General features: G+C 64.1%; 15 protein-coding genes and 2 pseudogenes. 6 read left to right on the top strand and 11 right to left on the bottom strand.

The window, feature by feature from the left end; translation table 11 throughout:
* Positions 1–154 (top strand): annotated as a pseudogene (locus ACWDUN_RS27695) (IS3 family transposase); the annotation flags it as partial.
* Here ACWDUN_RS27695 and ACWDUN_RS27690 read toward each other — a convergent pair.
* On the bottom strand, positions 142–2535 hold the full coding sequence (locus ACWDUN_RS27690) for an SIR2 family protein (protein WP_449933757.1): 2394 nt from the start codon (positions 2533–2535) through the stop codon (positions 142–144). The pseudogene ACWDUN_RS27695 and the gene ACWDUN_RS27690 overlap by 13 nt on opposite strands.
* Positions 2536–2943: 408 nt before the next feature.
* Positions 2944–4830, bottom strand: a complete 1887-nt coding sequence (locus ACWDUN_RS27685; protein ID WP_449933756.1) for a TniQ family protein — start codon at positions 4828–4830, stop codon at positions 2944–2946.
* Positions 4831–4931: 101 nt separating this feature from the next.
* Here ACWDUN_RS27685 and ACWDUN_RS27680 point away from each other — a divergent pair, with 101 nt between their 5' ends.
* The 3 genes and pseudogenes from ACWDUN_RS27680 to ACWDUN_RS27670 all read left to right on the top strand — a co-directional run.
* The gene (locus tag ACWDUN_RS27680) at positions 4932–5192 is read left to right on the top strand and encodes a helix-turn-helix domain-containing protein (protein WP_449933755.1); all 261 of its coding nucleotides are present in this window, start codon (positions 4932–4934) and stop codon (positions 5190–5192) included.
* 32 nt (positions 5193–5224) lie between these two features.
* The gene (locus tag ACWDUN_RS27675) at positions 5225–7357 is read left to right on the top strand and encodes a TniQ family protein (protein WP_449933754.1); all 2133 of its coding nucleotides are present in this window, start codon (positions 5225–5227) and stop codon (positions 7355–7357) included.
* Between the two features lie 236 nt (positions 7358–7593).
* A pseudogene (locus ACWDUN_RS27670) lies at positions 7594–7713 on the top strand (prevent-host-death protein); the annotation flags it as partial.
* 3 nt (positions 7714–7716) lie between these two features.
* Here the strand turns inward: ACWDUN_RS27670 and ACWDUN_RS27665 are convergent.
* The 5 genes from ACWDUN_RS27665 to ACWDUN_RS27645 all read right to left on the bottom strand — a co-directional run bounded on the left by ACWDUN_RS27665 (position 7717) and on the right by ACWDUN_RS27645 (position 11940).
* Positions 7717–8889 (bottom strand): Fic family protein, encoded by a 1173-nt coding sequence (locus ACWDUN_RS27665; protein WP_449933753.1) that lies wholly within the window; start codon positions 8887–8889, stop codon positions 7717–7719.
* A 154-nt stretch (positions 8890–9043) separates the two neighbouring features.
* Complete coding sequence (locus tag ACWDUN_RS27660; protein ID WP_449933751.1) at positions 9044–9280, bottom strand: hypothetical protein; 237 nt, start codon at positions 9278–9280, stop codon at positions 9044–9046.
* Positions 9267–9566 carry a hypothetical protein gene (locus ACWDUN_RS27655; protein WP_449933749.1) on the bottom strand — a complete coding sequence of 100 codons (300 nt, stop codon included), beginning with the start codon at positions 9564–9566 and terminating at the stop codon, positions 9267–9269. Before ACWDUN_RS27655 ends, ACWDUN_RS27660 begins: the two co-directional genes overlap by 14 nt.
* A 210-nt stretch (positions 9567–9776) precedes the next feature.
* Positions 9777–11144: an NlpC/P60 family protein gene (locus tag ACWDUN_RS27650; protein WP_449933748.1), complete on the bottom strand. Its 1368-nt coding sequence runs from the start codon at positions 11142–11144 to the stop codon at positions 9777–9779.
* Positions 11145–11295: 151 nt separating this feature from the next.
* Complete coding sequence (locus ACWDUN_RS27645; protein ID WP_449933747.1) at positions 11296–11940, bottom strand: copper resistance CopC family protein; 645 nt, start codon at positions 11938–11940, stop codon at positions 11296–11298.
* A 133-nt stretch (positions 11941–12073) separates the two neighbouring features.
* Between ACWDUN_RS27645 and ACWDUN_RS27640 the strand changes: the two genes are divergently transcribed.
* Both ACWDUN_RS27640 and ACWDUN_RS27635 read left to right on the top strand, forming a co-directional pair.
* On the top strand, positions 12074–12646 hold the full coding sequence (locus tag ACWDUN_RS27640; RefSeq protein WP_449933770.1) for a TlpA disulfide reductase family protein: 573 nt from the start codon (positions 12074–12076) through the stop codon (positions 12644–12646).
* Positions 12643–13638 carry a cytochrome c oxidase assembly protein gene (locus ACWDUN_RS27635; protein WP_449933746.1) on the top strand — a complete coding sequence of 332 codons (996 nt, stop codon included), beginning with the start codon at positions 12643–12645 and terminating at the stop codon, positions 13636–13638. The genes ACWDUN_RS27640 and ACWDUN_RS27635 overlap by 4 nt, the downstream gene beginning before the upstream one ends.
* Positions 13639–13647: 9 nt before the next feature.
* On the opposite strand, the gene ACWDUN_RS27630 is transcribed toward ACWDUN_RS27635, so the two are convergent.
* The 4 genes from ACWDUN_RS27630 to lnt form a co-directional block, all read right to left on the bottom strand.
* Complete coding sequence (locus tag ACWDUN_RS27630) at positions 13648–14592, bottom strand: M56 family metallopeptidase (protein WP_449933745.1); 945 nt, start codon at positions 14590–14592, stop codon at positions 13648–13650.
* Positions 14589–14969 carry a BlaI/MecI/CopY family transcriptional regulator gene (locus ACWDUN_RS27625; RefSeq protein WP_449933744.1) on the bottom strand — a complete coding sequence of 127 codons (381 nt, stop codon included), beginning with the start codon at positions 14967–14969 and terminating at the stop codon, positions 14589–14591. Before ACWDUN_RS27625 ends, ACWDUN_RS27630 begins: the two co-directional genes overlap by 4 nt.
* 111 nt (positions 14970–15080) lie before the next feature.
* Positions 15081–15947 carry a M23 family metallopeptidase gene (locus tag ACWDUN_RS27620; RefSeq protein ID WP_449933743.1) on the bottom strand — a complete coding sequence of 289 codons (867 nt, stop codon included), beginning with the start codon at positions 15945–15947 and terminating at the stop codon, positions 15081–15083.
* A gap of 315 nt (positions 15948–16262) precedes the next feature.
* Positions 16263–17834, bottom strand: a complete 1572-nt coding sequence (gene lnt / locus ACWDUN_RS27615; RefSeq protein WP_449933742.1) for an apolipoprotein N-acyltransferase — start codon at positions 17832–17834, stop codon at positions 16263–16265.
* Between the last annotated feature and the right edge of the window lie 12 nt (positions 17835–17846).

Here is a 17846-nt window from a genome sequence, read left to right as displayed (position 1 = left end):
CCGCCGCTGGGACACCCGCGAGCAACTGCGCATCGCCATCGTCACCTGGATCGAACGGACCTACCACCGCCGGCGCCGCCAGGCCGGACTCGGCCGGTTGACCCCCATCGAATTCGAAGCCATCATGACCACACCGGCCAGTCAGGCCGCGTGACCGAAACTGTCACCTGATCGTGCAGCAGACCCCACGAAGTCAGGGTCGGGGTTGTCGACTTCAGCAGCCTGCAACAGGGCAATCGTGTCGTCCAGGACATCCAACCTACCGAAGCGGTCCGCGAGAGCGATGCCTACGTCTGCGAGCACGCGGAAGTGATAACGGTCGTGTGGCCACCTGTTCGTGCAACTCCGGGCAATTCGTTCAGCCTCCAAGAGCATGGCGAGTCGATCTTCGTCCATTAATCCGTCACTGCTAGTTGCACGCCGTAGAGTCAGGGTCGCTCGATAGCGCTCGATGATGCTGTCTACGCCTAGATCGTCCTGAGCTGAGCGGATGGAGCGGTCAGCCTCATCGAGCAGTCCATCGTCGAGGAACATTCGGATTAGCCTGCGGCGGGGCGTGCGCTCGCCCGGCACCTTGGCTATCAGCTTCCGCATTAGACCTCGTTGGTGTTCCCGGTTGTTGAGACGCGGTATGCCCATGTCATTGGCGGCAATACCACGAGCAGTCTCGAGTTCGAGGTACTCAGTCGGATTGAGTCCGTCTATGAGTCGGTCGAGAAGAAGGCGTAGTTCTTCTTGGTCTGCAAATTTGAACGTCGAGATGACATGTGCAATGACATCGTGTCGTGCTGTCCACCCGTAAAGACCTCGGTGGTAGTTGATGTCGTACTCACTGACGACGTCGGCCATGCGTTCGAGTAGGTTTGCCAAACCGGTCGCATCAAGCCCCAGTAATCGCATAACAAGTTGGCGGTGGACTTTGCCGCCCATAGACTGGACTGCCGCGACGTACCTGTATACGTCCTGGGCATCGTTATCCAGGTCGGCAAACTCTTTGAGCAAAATCTCGTCAAGCTGGTCGGTTTGGAAGATGTTCTTGAGGCAGACGTACATGTCCGCGCTGCACCGTTCCCGCAGGCGACGAACCTTGTCTTCGTATCCTAGGTTGAGGAAGTCAGTCTCGACCAGGCACCGAATCTCCGGCTTGCGATCAACCAGATTGATCATTTCCCGAATATCGTTGTCGGCCAGCAAGGTTAGTTGTTCGAATGTGCCACGGCTGAAGAAGTACGGGCTCTTAACCCGCGTCTTCCACTGAGCAGCATTGACAGTAACGACGATCCGCAGAAAGGGACGGTCCAGCTTTCCTAGCGTATCGACTACGCGACTAACGGCGGACAGATGCTGTGCGCAGTCATCGACCAGCAGTATGCCTTGCTGATTGTTCGCGCGGAGTTTCTTTTCGTAGCTGATCCAGCCGTCCACATCCAGCGGGTAGCTGTTGGTGTGCTCGAAGGTGAGGAAGCCTTCATTGTGCCGATGATGAAGTAATCGTCTTGCTAACGAGGTCTTGCCGACTCCAGCAGCTCCCGCCAGAACTAGGAAGAACCCTCTCAGTCCCTCCTGCGACTGTCGCAGTCGCCGCTCGATGTTGCGGGAGATGGTCAATCCGGCGTGAATATCCGCATACGTCGCTGGGCTACCGTTATACAGGCGCAGAGGATCAGACGAAAGTGTAATTGCGTGTGCCACTTCGATCGTGGTAGTGGCGAGTTGTGGCGGGAGGGACGTTGGGTGGAGAGTTCCGTCACTTGGTGCTCGCGCTACTTCCGGCTGAGCAGCCTGGAGGTGGTGCATCAGGTCGTCAAGCGAGCCTCGGACGACCTCTATCCCACGCTGATCGAGCAGCCTGGCACGGTCGTCGTCGTACTCGTATACCAGTAGGAAAACGCGACCCTGGACGCCTTGAGTGCGCAGCGCCGCGACTTCCTTGGCCAACTCGCGCAGGTGGTGGTCGCGCAGTGACTGGCCAACTACCAGGGTATTGCCATTCATCATGGACATTTTGAGGCTGGCAAACAGGGACTGTCGATAATGGTCAACTTCGTCGTAATCGAGCTCCGTCAACACCATCCGAGACCGGTCGCCGAACCCGATATCCTGTGTGACACAGCCGTGAATCTTATAGAGAGTCTGCGTTGTGCTTCCTGCCGTGGTGGAGAAGTCGAAATTTGAACGCACCACGTCAAGTGAGATACCCGCGTTCCGAAATGCGATTTCAACAAGCCTGTCAAAGTTGGTCGTATATATGCCCTTCCACCTATAGGTCGGAAGAGCAAGGATCCCACCAGTTGGCTGAAGCTCCCGTAGTCGTTGCTTGACTGCGATCGCAAGTTCTCGTCTGCCGCTGCGGCCCTCGAAGATTCCTGCGATCTCGGAGAGATCGTCCCCCACAGGAGCAGGCGACAACTTCTCGGCGAGGTAGCGGGCCAGTTGCGCCCCCGTTGGCGCGCCCGAGGGAATTGAGGCGCCGGCGCCTAGGAGTAAGAGGGTGTTCTCAGGGTTGATCGACGCGGCGAGCTCAGAGATATTCATTGATGGGAGAACTTAGCGGCAGATACTGACACTTTCGCTGATTTCCCGTCGCTGACGACTTCATGTCGCACGTATCGCGGAGATCCAGATCATGATCAATGAGTACCTATTGTGAAATGCGAAAGCACGCAGGTGTCGTATTGACGCCTTTCGCGCTTCGATATCGAAGGACCACCTACCGCTCGCGCAGGCGAGACGTGGCGCGGCCTTCGCTATCGGACCGCCCGAGACACGATCATGAGCTGAGGACGAGGCCAGGGGCACGTGGCCACTATTGGGCGACTCAAGCTGCTCGTGCAACGCAATCTCGGCCATGCTGAGCGCTATCTCTGCGTGGAACCCAATCGGCAAGTTACGGGGAGTGCGCGGTGCGCTCGTGTTGCGTCGCTGCTGCGGCAATCACGCTGGTTATACACTGCCGGGGGGGGGGGGGTACTCACTGAGTACTGTTCGGACGACGCCCACAGTGGTGTGCAGCGCGACGGCGGCTGCCGTCATCGACCGATTCCCGTCCACGATCATGGTGTGAAGCTGGGCAATCTCGTGGGTGCCCCAACGTGCCTGCGCGCCATCGGTGTTTTGAAGGGTGGGCTGCCAGGACACCGGCTCGTGGTGCAAACCTTGCTCGTCGAGGAACATCCTGGCGGCATGGTCCAGCGCGGCACCGAGAGTCGGCGTTAACTGGCGCGGCAGCTCCGCGAGCGTCGACGCGAACTTTGCGGAGTCGAGCGCGTCGGGGCAGAGGATGGCGGGGGAGCCGGTGAGACGCTCGAACAGCCAGCACCGGTACACCCGCACCTTCACACCACGCCCGGCCAAGATCCCTTGCTGCCAACAGATGTCATGCCATAGGCCCTCGGGAAGCAGCTCCTGATAGGGGAGTCGACGTCGGCGTGCGTAGTCGATCGGCGGCGGTGTGCGCTCCATGGTGTCGGCCAGGCGGGCCAGAGTGGCGAGGCAGTGCGGCCACATCGGTTGGGTGTGCAGGTGCTGCAGTGCCCGCGTGACGCTGCGCGTGGGATACGGATTCCCCAGGCGTGCGCACGCTTGCTCCAGGCTGATCTCATTGCCCACCAAGAGCACCGCAACACTCAGCGCGTGCCGGAGCCGTTCAAAACCTAAGCCCTGCAAAACAAAAGGGTAGGCCACGGTCGACCACAGCAGCGCCGGGACGCTGTGATGACGCTCCGTTGCACACCGCGCCGCGGGGTGACTGATGGGGACGATCCGCAGCTGTTCGACCGCAGTGCCCGTGGACTTCACGGCCAGCCCAAGCCGTGCCGCGGCCGCACTGACCCCACAGCTGTGGCGGAGGTGGCGCGCCACGGTGTCACGGGAGTGCGGCACGAGCATTGTGCCCAGCAGCTGCGCCGCCTCAACAGGGGTGGTGCAGTCGAGGATCGGGACGGCTAGGGAGGCGCCGAGTGCGGCGGTGCCGGCGCAGGTGCTGTCCCTGTTCAGTGCCCATGCCGGCGTGGCGCTGCGATTCAGGGCTATCACCGACGGTGCGTCGCACGTGGTGTGGTGCAGCAGCTGTTCGCCCAGGACACGTAGATCGGTGACGTAGGCCAGCGCACTCACGGTGCCGCCACGGTAGATACCGTCCGAGGTTTTTCCGGTGGTGATCGCGTCGAGGATCCGGTGTTGGGCATGCAGCACGGCGTCGTCAGTCTCGGCTCCGGTGGTGCAGGGGTCAGACAGCAGTGCGCTGCAGCGCGCCGGGACTGGTCTGCCGCGTGCGCCCAGTGCCGGGCGATCACAGCGTGCCGGTTGGGGCACGAGGTCGATCGGTGGGGCTTCGATGCGTGGCCGGCGTCGGCAGGCCGGGCAGTAATCGGCGAGCAGGCAGCGGTGGGTGGGGCAGGCGAACGCCCACCGCAGCCGCCACCACAGCAGCCATCGGCCTCCGTTGGTGTGCAGGCAGCGCGGACAGAACCGTGACCCCGGCATCAGCAGTACGCGCAGTTCGGTCGGGGAGTGAGGGTCTGGCAGCAGGGATGACGGTGTCATCGCCCGCACGGTCTGCGCGCTCACCCCGGTCGTGAAGGTCAGGCCGGCCAGCTGGTGGTCGGTGAGCATGCTGATCGGCCGGCGCGCGCGGGCCACCTGGCCGGACTGGCACCCGGTGGCGGCGATGATGTCGCCCCAGGTGGCGCCGCTGCGGTGCGCGAGGGCCTGCAGCCACGACTCCAGCACTTCACCGCGCACGGGTGCAACGCGCAGCGGCAGCGTCCGCAGAGCAGATACCTGCCCACTACACGCGGTGTGCGGTGGTGTGGGATCTGTCGCCGTCATGTGATCCACCTCGCACGCATCGACCGTCTGCAAAGGTCACAACTCAGATTCCACCACTAGTGGGGCTGACTTCCGGTGGGGGGCGTTGACTACTTGAAGGTGTGCCGACCCGCCCCCACCAGAACGACCCGAAACGGGTCGCGGCATGGGAGACACGGCGACGCAAAATCGGTGTCCGCATCAACCGCCTGCGCGTCGAGAACGACTTCACTTTCGAGGACCTCGCCGAACGCTCCGGGGTCTCGCGCAACGTCCTCATGGACGTGGTGCACGGCCGGCGCGGCATCCTGCATGAGCGCCTCTTTGACATCGCCGCGGCTTTGGATGTCACCGTGGTCGACCTCGTCGACGGCATCGGCTAGGACCCTGTAGGGGCCCGAGCTGGACACCGGCCATGAGCCCCGCCGCCCCCACCCTTCCGCTGCGGGTCACTCCGGTGCCCGGCGAGTCACTGGAATCCTGGCTGCACGCCCTGGCCCACCGCCACCGCGCACCGTGGGGCGATCTGCTCGACGCACTGCTCCCGGTGCCCCAGCCCGGTCCGGGAAGAACCTGGCGGCGCCGCTTCACCTACCGTCTGACCTTGAGCGTGACCGATGATGAAGCCGCAGCCATCGCGCACGCCACCGGCACCGCTGTCGCCGACATCCACGCCATGACCCTGGCCCGCTATGCCGGGCGCGCCACCGGGCTGGACCCCGTCGCCGGCACCTACACACCCTTCCCGTGGGGGCGCACCCACGGATCGCGGTACTGCCCACAGTGCCTGGCCGACACCGCAGGACGATGGCAACTGGCGTGGCGGCTGGGATGGACCTTTCTCTGCCCGCAGCATCGCTGCCTGCTGCTCGACCGGTGCCCCCAGTGTCGGCAGCGCCAGCGCCTTCAACCGCTACCCACGCCACTGATACCGCAACCGGGCACCTGCCTGGGCTCCGCGCTACTCAACGACACCCGTACCAAACAGTTCTGCACCGCCCAGCTCGCCGACCAACCAATTGTGGTGCTGCCGCGCGAGCACCCCGCCGTCCACGCTCAACATGTCATCCACCGCATCATCGCGCGCGACCTTGCTGACGTCGGGGTCTACCGCACCCACCCCCAGACTGCCCGGGCAGCACTCGCCGACATCCGCAGCCTGGCCCGCCGCGTCCTCATCGAACCGGAATCACCGGCCCTGCCCGCACTCGTGCCCGCCGACATCGTCGCCGCGCACCGCACGGTGAAACCCACGGCTCCGGTATCGGGCTACCACGCCGGTGCCCATGTCCCCGCTGATGCCGCCACCACCGCCGCCGGCGTCATCGGCGCGCTCGCCGTCCTGGGCTGCGACACCGTGGATGCCGCCGGTGACCGGTTTGCGATCCTGCTGTCGGCCACCCGTGCACGCGGTACCTACTTGGTCGCCGCAAACCTGTCCGCCGGGCCGAAAACACCGGTACTCAAAGCGGTCCAGCTCGCCGCGCTGGCCCCCGAACTCAGTGTCATCCAACAACTCAACTACCGCATCGGCACCGTCGAGCCACCCACGCCGACCCCATCGCCGGCCCGGTCGCGCAGTGCCATGGCACGTCGGCTACCGACAATGCTCTGGGCCCAGTGGAGCCTGCGACTGACCCCACCCCAGCACCCCCAGAGAGTCGCCCGCCAGACACTCTCGGCGGCGGTGCTCATCGCCGGATCCACCCACCGACTCGGCGACGCCCTCGCCACACTGCGCAGCACCCAGTCCAGCCAGTCCGCCTACCATTTCGTCAACAACCTGTTCCGGCAGCCGTACTGGCCGACCATCCGCGCAGCGATCATCGCGCTGCACGACGACCTCATCGACCACGAACCACCCATCGACTACACCCGCCGCCGACAGCTGAACTACCGCACACTGCTCACCCAGACGCAGTGGCAAAACGCCTGCGACACAGCAGGTATCTCCAGATTCGCGGTACACCTCGACACCGCCCGCCTCTACCTGTATCAGCGCATCAGCGGCATGCCCGCCGCCACGTCCGGACAACCCTGGCCGGCCATCCACAACACCATGCTCATCGGGCCGATGTGCCGCCAACTCACCCCCACACTCGCCGCCGCACTCGACACCTGCGCCGCCGACTTCCTCGCCTCCCAGCACGTCACCGACGAACCCGTCACCTGGACCCCCGACACCACGCTGATCGCCGACCTCGCGCTGCCCGGGGCGGCCGACCTCGACACCGACACCGCCGCCCTGCACCACCTCGTACGCCACGGTTATCTGTCGGTCACGGCCGCCGCCCAACAACTCGGCAGGCCCGTCGACTACGTCCGCGACCTCCTGATGACCTCACCCGCACCAACGACGGTGGCCTACAACCGCAGATACCGCCCCACCGCTCAAGAAACCATCACGTGTGCCGAGCTCTACCGGCGCTACGAAATTGAACGACAAAGCACCCGAGCCATCGGAGAAGACCTCGGCTACGAAAAAGTAGCCATAGCAAAACGACTGCGACAGTGCGGAATCCAGATCCACGACAAACACGGCCAATGACACCGCGCCCACCGCTTGGGCCCGGCGAACACTGCCACGGACGTGGGCGGACTCGGAAGGGCACCTGGGACGACTCCCGCAGACACGCTGCTCGCGCGTGGCCGACTCAACACCCATACGGTCGGCGCTTCCGACAAGCCACTCCCGAGCCCGCTCACCCCACGGTACTACTAGTAGTGACGGCATGTCCTTGCTGCCAACGAGGCTCACTGCCGTGGATCCGAATAACCTGACACCTGACTTCGAGGTCTCTCGGCGCCACACGCCGCTCGTCGGATTTGAGCAAGCACTCCGCTGAAGTATTCGCCGAGGCGGAGGATCACCCGATGACACTGACTCGTCGCGACGGTGAGGCGGGATTACCCGCGTCGTCCGGCTCGCTCGGCGAAATCGTCCAATGCATCCAGAACTTCTGGAGCACGCCAGGCACGGTTGCGTGCCCGGTCGGTGAACTCGACAACAATGCCGGCCTCGGCGAGGGGACCGATGTAGCGGCGGGGGTGGTCGGTGGACAGGCCCAGTTCGTCGCGCAGAAGCACACCGTTGACGACCGGCCGCCGAGTCAACAGGTCGGCAACCCTCCACACCGCAGAGTCCGACCGCGCGGTGATCCGGTCATTCCAACTCGCACGGATCTCGCGCAGCGCATCGATCAGCTGACGGCCGTTGACCACTGCGCGCTCGCTGGCGTGGGCGAACCCCTCAACGATCGGCGCGAGATCGCCTTCCCGATAGGCGGTGAGGGCGGCGAAGTATCCGTCGGTATCCGACAGCAACCCAGCCGACACCGGGACTGTCACCTGGCGGGTCAAGCCCTTGTTGCGCAGCATCGACTGCACCAGAGCCCTACCCGTGCGACCGTTGCCATCGGTGAACGGGTGGATGGTCTCAAATTGCGCGTGCGCCACCGCGATCTGCGCGAGCAACGCAACGTCGTCGCGGGCAGCGAAGGCGATCAAGTCATCGATCGCGGCGGGGACGCGCTCGTGGCGGGGCGGCACGAACATCGCGCTGATCGGGCTGTTTCCACCTCCGATCCACACTTGTTCGGTACGCCACTGCCCTGGAGTGTGGCGCGGCTGGCCGGCCATCAGCGCGGCGTGCATGGCCAGGATGGCATCAGCGTCGACACAATCGGACAATTCGATGGCGGCGGTCATCGCCGCGGTGTTGGCGACCACCTGCTCGGCGTTGGCCTTACCCTTGCCGCCCGGCAGTTCAGCCTCCGCGATCGAACGCGCGGACGCGGTGAGGTTCTCGATGCGCGAGCTGGCCGCGGACTCGCTGCGCAGCAGCACAGCCGAAAACGGGGCGATCTCGCCGCCGAGTTCGGCGTCGAATCGGGTGATGGCGAGGCTGGCGTCCTCGGCTGCCGTGTACACCTCCGGCGGCAGCTCCACCTGCAGTTCGGCGATAACCGGGGGGATCGCCGCCCGGTACGGCCCACCCCGACGAGACGAACGGGAGTACCTGCCGCCGTTGCTGGGCGTCCAGTGCAGCGTCTCGTAGCTGAGCGCGGGAAGTGTCGGCATCCTTCAATGATAGCGACCATTAGTCCCATAAGTGTCGCCTCCTAGCCGGGAGGGCGACACATGTGCGCAGCGAGCGCAGCGGGTTTGGTCTTCGGCTGTACCGATGCCTTCAAAGGCGTCTTCTTCGGCCTCGGCTTCGCTGCAGGCTTACGGGTTACGGCTCGCGCGCGTCCCGGCGCTGCGCATTCTTCGCAGCGGCGATATAGCGAGCTACGTCCTCATCGAACTGGGCACCGTTATCCCTCGTCAGGATCAACGTGTAATCCTGACACCTGGATGAAAACTCGACGGTACTTCTGTCGCTGCTGGAGAGAAAAAGAAGCCGCGACAGAAAGGGTCGGCGGCCGCCGCCGCGGCGGCGGCAGAAATGATCTGTTTCAGTGCGGGTCACGGCGCGAAATGAGAACAGTGGCGATGACAGCTACTATGCCAACCGCCCAATCAAGATCATGTTCATGAAGGAACAAACTCACCGCCACAACGGTGATTATCGTGACCATGGACACGAAATCGTGTGCGCTCCATACCCATTTGAAAATATCACCCGTGATCTCACCCGAATCCAAACAACCAGAATCGGAAAGATCAGGGTCCATCTCGGCAGACTGCGTGCCGGCGGAGGGCCCTGAAACGTCTACAGCGCCAGAACCGGGAGAAATATCCTTGACGATAGGCATCGGCGACAAGGCGCCGACGGGGGCGCTAAGGCCGAGGCCGTAGATGTCACCGCCCCCAGTTCTTTGGTCCATGGGCACGCATCGACAACAGCGGCCCCATTCGTGGCAGTCTTGAAAAAGCGCAATTAGACCAGGTGCCGTTCGCCATCGTTTTTTGCAATCGACAGCTGCGGCGGCTGTTGTTGTGGTGACTCACTGGCGCGTAATGGGTCAGGACTCGATCAGTCGGACGACGTGAGTGGTCATTCCGCTTGGCCGGACGGGGGCAATGCGTACCTGCGAACCAGTGAATGGAGATTCGAGCATTTGCCCTTGACCTAGGTACAGGGCGACGTGTTGGCTGCCACCGGGTCCCCAGAACAGCAGGTCGCCGCGGCGCATTTCGGCTACCGGTACGCGGCGACCCAGATCATACTGTGCTCCAGAATATTTCGGCAGGTCGATGCCGACTCCAGCGAAGGCGTAGACCATGAGCCCGGAGCAGTCGAAGCCGACTGTGCCGGCGCCCTGGTCGATGCCGTTCGTCGGGCCGCCGGCGTTGCCTCCGCCCCACGAGTAGGGGACGCCCATCTGTGACATGCCTCTGCGGATGCTGAACTCGATGGCTTGCCGTCCGTACAGTCGGGGAATTCGGCCGCCCGGCGCGGCCGCCGTGGCAGGAGCAGACGCGGGTATCAGGCCCAGTTTGACGAGGAAGCGGCGGCCAAGGTCTGCGGTGATCTGCGCCGAGGCTGCAGAGATCTGCAGCACTGAGTTGATGATGGCTACAGGATCCTGAAGATTTGCCCCGGGGACGATCGGAATCGTCTGGCTCCACTGGGTAGCACCCTGCTGGCGCGCGGGGTCGACGTCCCAGCTTGATTCGGGGGCACCCGGTGCGGGAGCAGGCGATGAGCGCAGCGCGTCGTCGAGGCGTTGCCGTGTGGCGCGGGCTTGGTCTGCTGCGGTCTCTATTTCGACTTGCTTTTGCGCGAACGCGTCTTTAGTGGTGCGAAGTGTCTGCACCGCTTGGTCGTAACGGTCTTGGGCGGCTGTTGTCGCTATGCCTGCCTCTGCTCGGGCCTGTCGTGCTGATGATTCGGTGTTGGCCTGCTCGATACGGGCGCGCTGGAGGTCGGTGCGGGCCTGAGTGAACGCCAGTGCCAGCGTCTGCTGTGTTGCCCCGGCGTCAAGTATTTGTTCGGGGTTCGATGCTGAGATGGGCCATGAGGCTGGACCGTTGACATACTGGGACGCCGCGAACTCATCGAATCGCTGTTGTGTACGGCCCGCAACGTCGGCGGCCTGCTGTGTCTGTTGTCGTGCTGCCTCGAGTGTGCGGTCTGCGATATCGGCGGCATCGCGTGCTCGCTCAAGCTCGTGCAGGGCTTTCATGACGATCTCTTGCTGACTGTGAATGCCTGCCTGCAGATCGGCAAGGTTCTGGTCGGCGCGTGCCACGTCGCCGACCAGTGTGGCGACGGTACCTGGTTGCGTCTGGTTCGGATCGGCTGAAGCCAAACCGTGTCCGCTCACGGTCAATGCGGAGACCAGCAGGATCGCCCAGGACATGCGTAGGGGTCGATCGATGGAGCCCATGGGAGTACCCTCCGCTTCCGCACAGCCAGAATCTACTGAGTAACTACGTACTATGCGGGAAGCGTATAGGAGCTCAGCCTCACTGGTCACTTCTGTCACACAGCTGTGACCTCTGGCGACTGCCCCTACGGCTCAAGGCATTCGAGGAGCTTTAGGTGGATGGCCTTTCGATGTCCGGGGACTGCGGACTTGTGGGGAATTCCGCACCGGGTGTTGAGTTGCGGTTGCGGCGGCGTTTGCGGGCCTGCCACAGGGCGATCAGGCCGCCTGCGGCGAGACCGGCGACTCCCGCCGAAAGTACTGCGGTCGAGGTGCCGCCTTCGTCGTTTGAAGCTTCTTTGTTTGAGGATGGCTGGGCAGTGGCGGTCGTGCTGGGCGCGGGGGCTTCGGTAGGTGGTGATGGCGGCGCCTTCACTGCGGAGTCGGCGTCGATGGTGAAGGTGTAGGACCCTGACACGGGGTGTCCATCTGCGGACAGCACGCGGTACCCCACGGTGTATTCGCCATTGGGCGGTTGGCCCGGCCCCACCGTGACGGTCAGTGTGGGGCCTTGAATCTGGGGTGTGGTCGATATCCAGTTCCGCCCGGCGGAGTCGTTGAGGACGACATTGGCGAAGGTCGCGTTGATATCCTCGTTGAAGGTGAGGGTGATCGCGGTCGGCGGCACCGGCGCCGAGCTTTGTTCGGCGGGGTCAGAGCTGACCAAGGCGGTGTGCGCGGCGGCGGTCCCCGCTGCAGCGATCCAGAATATTGATGCCATCAGGCCTGTCGCAAGCAGGCGTGCTGCTGTGTTCACGTTGTTCCATCCATTCAGGGGGCCGCGGCGGCCGCTGACCGTGTCACATACTACGTATCTTCTACGTAGTAGATTTGCGGGGGTGAAGTCGGACGGGGTAGTAGGCGGGTGGCGAAGGATCGTCGCGGCGGTGATGGCATTGACGGTGCTCAGTGCAACCGCAGGCTGCTCGACCGGTGCCGGCACGGTTGCCCAGGGGTCCACATTTCAATTCGTCGCCCCCGGTGGGAAAGTCGACATCTTCTTTGACCCACCAGCAGACCGTGGTCGGCCGGGCCAAGTTAGCGGGCCGGACCTTATGGACGTCGGTCGCACGGTGTCTCTGGACGATTTCGCCGGGAAGGTCGTCGTGATCAATGTGTGGGGCCAGTGGTGTGCCCCGTGTCGCACCGAGATGCCAGAGCTGCAACAGGTGTACGACGCGACGCGTGCCGATGGCGTCGCCTTCCTGGGTATCGACGTTCGCGACAACAATCGTCAAGCTGCAGTTGATTTCATCAACGACCGCAAGGTCACCTTCCCATCGATCTATGACCCGTCGATGCGTACGATGATCGCCTTCGGTGACCGGTATCCCACGGCGGTGATCCCGTCAACGATTGTCTTGGACCGCGAGCATCGCGTGGCTGCGGTGTTCCTGCGTGCGTTGCTCGCCGAGGACCTCGAACCATTGGTTCGACGCCTGGCCGCTGAGCCGCGTGTATGAGACCAAGATCCGTGTTCGGTGAGGTGATCTTGCCCGCGGAGCCGCCAACGGTTCTGCGGATGTTCGATTGGTTCGTGCCGCCGTTTCCGGCGCTGCCGGCGGTGGCGGTCGGCTTGGCGGTGTGGTATCTGGGGGCGCTGTTAGCGCTGAGATCGCAAGGCCGTCAATGGAGTTGGGTTCGAACGGTGAGCTTCATGATCGGTTGTTCGGCCTTGGCGGCAGTCACTGGTCTGGCTATCGACGGTTATGGGTACCGCCTGTTCAGTGCGTTCATGTTTCAGCATCTGACGCTGTCGATCCTGGTTCCGCCCCTGCTGGTGCTGGGGGCGCCGGGTCGCCTGCTGCTGAGGTCTACGCCTCATCATGGGCTCGGGCGCTGTGTGCTGATTGCCGCATTGGCTGGATTGCGCTGTCGCGCCAGTCGTATCGCACTGCACCCAGGGCTGACCATCCCGCTGTTCTTGTTGAGTTATTACGGTCTGTACCTGTCCGACCTGTTCGATGCTGCGGCGGCCAGTGTGGCCGGTCATCTGATGCTGCAGGTGTTCTTTCTGGTCAGTGGTCTGCTGTTCATCGTGCCGATCTTGTCAACGGGGCCACTGCCGGTCCGGCAGAGCAACCTCGGCCGATTCTTCGACATCTTTCTCGAGATGCCGTTGCACGTTTTCATCGGCGTCATCCTGATGATGGCTCCGCGGGCCCTCACCGACACCTTCTCCAGCCCGCCGCCTCAGTGGAATGTAGATCCCGTTGCCGATCAGGCGGTTGCGGGGGCGCTGGCGTGGTCCTACGGGGAACCTATTGCCCTGTTGACGGTGCTGATTTTCGCCATTCGGTGGCGCCGCGACGAACAGTCGGAGTCCAGCAGGCGCGAAGCCGATATCGAGAACAGTGATGCAGAGTTGGCGGCGTACAACGCTTTTCTACGGGGGTTGCACGAGGGGCCGCGACGCAACCAGGCTGAGCCGCCCACTGCAGGCACGCCAGACTGATCGCTGCTGCTAGGCGAAACAGATCAATGCACCCGACAACGCCAACGCCGTGATGACAAGCGGGGTCCCCGCCATCGCCGCGACAGCACCGCTGAGTGTGGCGCGGGTCCGGATCTGTTCCAAGCCGCTCGGAGGATCGGTCAGGCGCTTCGCGCGAACAAGCACAGCGACACTGGCGGCGGCCAGCCCGTGGGTCGGCGCGGCGGCACCCGATAGCGCAAGCAGACCGTCAAGCAACGGTTGATGGCCGTGCTTACGGGCAGCCACATCATCGGCGCACATCTCCAACAGTGATCCGATTTCTGAGGCTGCCGCCGCGAATAACCTGATCCTGGGCAGCGCTGCGGCGAGACCCCGAACTCCGGCGACGATAAGCGCGTGGCGCCCCCGCAGGTGGGCCCGTTCGTGGGCGATCACGGCCGCCAGTTGTGGCTTATCCAATGCGGCCACGGCGGCACTGGTCACCACGATCGCCGCCGGCCTACCGGCGACACAATAAGCCGCGCGTTCGGGCGCGTCGATGAGGACCACATCGCCACCGGCGGACCTTCCGACCAACCGGACAGCATCGGCATGATCGAGAGTGTGAGTGCGCATCCGGCTCAACGCTCGAACGGTACGGACCGTCACAGCGCTCAATCCGCCGCCGGCAAGGGCGACGGCCGCTGCAGCCACCAGCTGAGAGGGCCAGCCGGAGTGGCCCATGAGGATCGCTTGCAGCCGCTCAAGGCAGGACGCGAGGAGGGCGTCGGGGCTGTCCCAGTGCCCGGCGGCCTCGATCAGAATGAGCGCCATCGCCACGATCGAGCTTCCGATCACCGTCACCACCGCTGTCAACCAGGCCGTGATCGCCAGCCGGGGTGCGATGCCGTCGGCGGCGAGCCGAGCCAGCAACTGTGGCCCAGCCGCGAGTACGACCAGGACGTAGAGCAGGAGGGCGGCTGCGACGGTCATCGTCGTGAGGACTTGCGGGCCAGTCGCCGCAGGGCCGCGCGCAGATCGGCAGACTCCGCCGCATCGATCTGCTCCACGAAGTGGCTCAGGACGGCCTCTGAACGGCCGCCACCGTTGAGAGCCTCCAACATGAGACGTGCACTGTGCTCTTCTCTGGTCAGGGTGGGCCGGTATCGGTACGCGCGTCCGTCACGTTCACGCGACAACCACCCTTTGCCGTGCAGATTGTCCATCGTCGACATGACGGTGGTGTAGGCGATGTCGCGTTCGGTGCTCAGCTCGGCGAGGATGTCGCGCACCGTCGCGTCGGAGTCGCGATTCCACAGCCGGTCCATGATGGACGCTTCGAGTTCTCCGAAGCCACGCACCCGCGCCATGAAACAACCTCCTGATTAAGTCAGTAGTGAGTTTACGGTGTCGGCCGCCCGCGGTGTCACAGGAGCGCTCGCGGCAACCGCGCGCGTGGCGTTCCAGTCAGCGGGTGACATTTATATGCGCACTCCCCGAGCGCGCAGCCACGACGTCGGATCGGTTTTGGTCGATCCATTGAGATGCACCTCGAAATGTAGATGAGGACCAGTGGAGTTTCCGCGATTGCCCATGGTGGCCACCTGGTCGCCGGCCATCACTCGGTCACCGACCTGGACCGTCGCGGAGTCGATGTGGCCATACAAGGTGACCGTTCCGTCCCGGCCGCGGATCTTGACCCACATCCCGTAGCCCGCCGTGGGACCGGCGGCGATGACCTCGCCGTCGGCAGCGGCATAGATCGGGGTCCCGATGGTGTTGGCGATATCCAGGCCTGCGTGCAGGGTGCCCCAGCGCGTGCCGAATGCTGATGTCTGGATGCCCGAAGTGGGAAAGACGAACTGAGGGCGCCGCAACACCGCCTCGCGCTGCGCGCGCTCTTGGGCGAAAGCCGTAGCGCGGGCCAACTCCTCGACGTGCACTGCGGAGTCCGACGTGTTCAGTGCCGGGACGATCTGTATGCCCGCGGGTTCCTGCGAGAGCTGGTTCTGGGTTGCTGCGATCCCGACCCCGGACGGCGTGTCCGGTGACATCACCTGTGCCCCAGCCGCTACCGCTCCGGCTGCCATGCCGGCGATGACAACGCGACTATGCGCGGCACCGACGGCGTTGCGGCTCTTGCGATGTGACGGCGGTCGGTGCTTACCACGTATCGGGTCCATGGGGGCTGGTCTGACCGTGGGCAGCAAAAGAGGTTGCCCGACAGCGGATTCGCCGCCAGGGCCGAGGAGGATCAAAGCAGGAATGTCGACATGATCATTCAGATCGTCGAGCTCTGGAGCGATGAGCACCTGCAGGTCTTTGGGTAAGCGGCCTTGGCGGCTCAAGCGCGGTCTCACGGCCGGGATGACCTCGGTGACGGCGTCGCCTACATGCTCGGCCGGCGCGTGAGGGCGCGCAGCGCGTCGCTGCCGAACCAACCTGCCACCTTCCCGCGCCGTTATCGTTCTGTTATATCGCGAGACGCTAACCCAGTGATGGCTGTGCAGCAAGCCCGGTCGCGACGTTCGAACGGTCACGCAGTGATCCGCATGGCAGCATGAATCGCCCTGAACTGCATGTTCACCGCATCACATACTGAAGCAATTAGTACTATATTGGTCAGTAGAAACCGGGTGGATGCGTTGGTCGCCATGGGGCCGTCATGGGTGGAGCGTCGCCCCGACGGGCTGTGCGCGACGCCTGACGATTCCTGACACGAGTCCCGCGAGGAGCGCCGTCCCGGTGAGGACAGTTTGGAGGGACGGAGCGAATCGGGTGGCCGGCGTGAGGTCTCGGTTCAGCTCCAGAGTGCTGACCAGGTGGTCCGCGGTGAAGAACTCGGTCTCGTCGATGATCTGACCGTCCGCGGTGATTATTGTGCTGACACCGGTGGTTCCCGCGACCACGACTGGACGCTGGTGTTCGAGCGCGCGGATTCTGGCGAAGGCCAAAAACTGCCGACTCATTGTCTCGTTGAACGTTGCGTTGTTGGTCGGGATGGCCAGAATCTGTGCACCGTTGCGGACGGATTCGCGCGGTGCGCGGTCGAACACCGCCTCCCAACAGGTCGCAACACCCACGGTGATATCACCGACGCGGACCACTGCGGGCCCGTCGCCGGGTACGAAGAAGCCTGCGCGATCCGCGTAGTCGGAGAACAGCCGGAAGAAGGCGCGATACGGCAGATACTCACCGAACGGTTGCAGGATCTTCTTGTCGTGCCGTGCGCCGGGCCCATGGCCGGGTGCCCACACGATCACGGTGTTCGAGGTGTTCCGGCTGCCCTTTTCCGGGTCACGTCCGGCCAGAACGGCTCCTACCAGGATCGGTGCGTTCACCGCATCCGCAGCCGCGTTGATTTGCTCTGCGGCATCGGGATTGGCCAGCGGATCGATATCCGAGGAATTTTCGGGCCAGACCACCAGATCAGGCTGGGGGAGACGCCCGGCGCCGATTTCCGCGGCCAGCAACTCGGTCTGCCTGCGGTGGTTGTCGAGCACGGCACGTCGTTGGGCATTGAAGTCAAGTCCGAGACGCGGCACGTTGCCCTGCACTGCGGCCACCGTCACCGAGGCACGGCGGTCCTCGGATCGCCAAGGCTGCCAGCCGGCCCCGGTGGCCACGGCGAGCACCGCCAACGCCGCAACCGCCGCAATTGGGACGGCCACTGACCGCAGCTGGTGTCCGGGTGCCGACGTCAGTGCCGCCGTCACACCGAACCCGGCCAGCACCACGGTCAAGGAGACCAGTGCCGTGCCGCCCCACGGCGCCAATTGAGCCAGCGGGCCGTTCGACTGCCCGAATCCCAATACGCCCCACGGGAATCCGCCGAAAGGAACACTGGACTTGAGCCATTCGACAGCGGTCCAGGCGCAGGCCCACCAGATCGGCCATCCGGGTAGCGGTCGCAGCATTACGGCGGCAGCAGCGAAGACCGCGGGGAACAGTGCGCACAGCACGCTCAGGGCCAGCCAGGGAACCCGGCCCACCAGGGCTCCGGTCCACGGCAGCAGAGGCAGGTAGAACGCCAGACCGAAGGCTAATCCGTACGCCGACCCTGCGCGCACCCCAGGACGCCCATGTGTGAGCGCCCAGCCCAGCAGCGCGCAGCCCCCGATTGCTGCGGGCCACCATCCGATCGGGGGAAAGCTGCTCCAGACCAACACACCGCCGACAATGGCGGCACCGAGTCGCCCCACGTGGCGCCAGGCCGCTGCGCGCCACCCTGTCACGGCTCGGTGGGC

The organism is Mycobacterium sp. NPDC003323, from assembly GCF_053589535.1.
The sequence above is the reverse complement of the archived record's forward strand: the minus strand, read 5'-3'. Positions and strand labels throughout refer to the sequence as shown.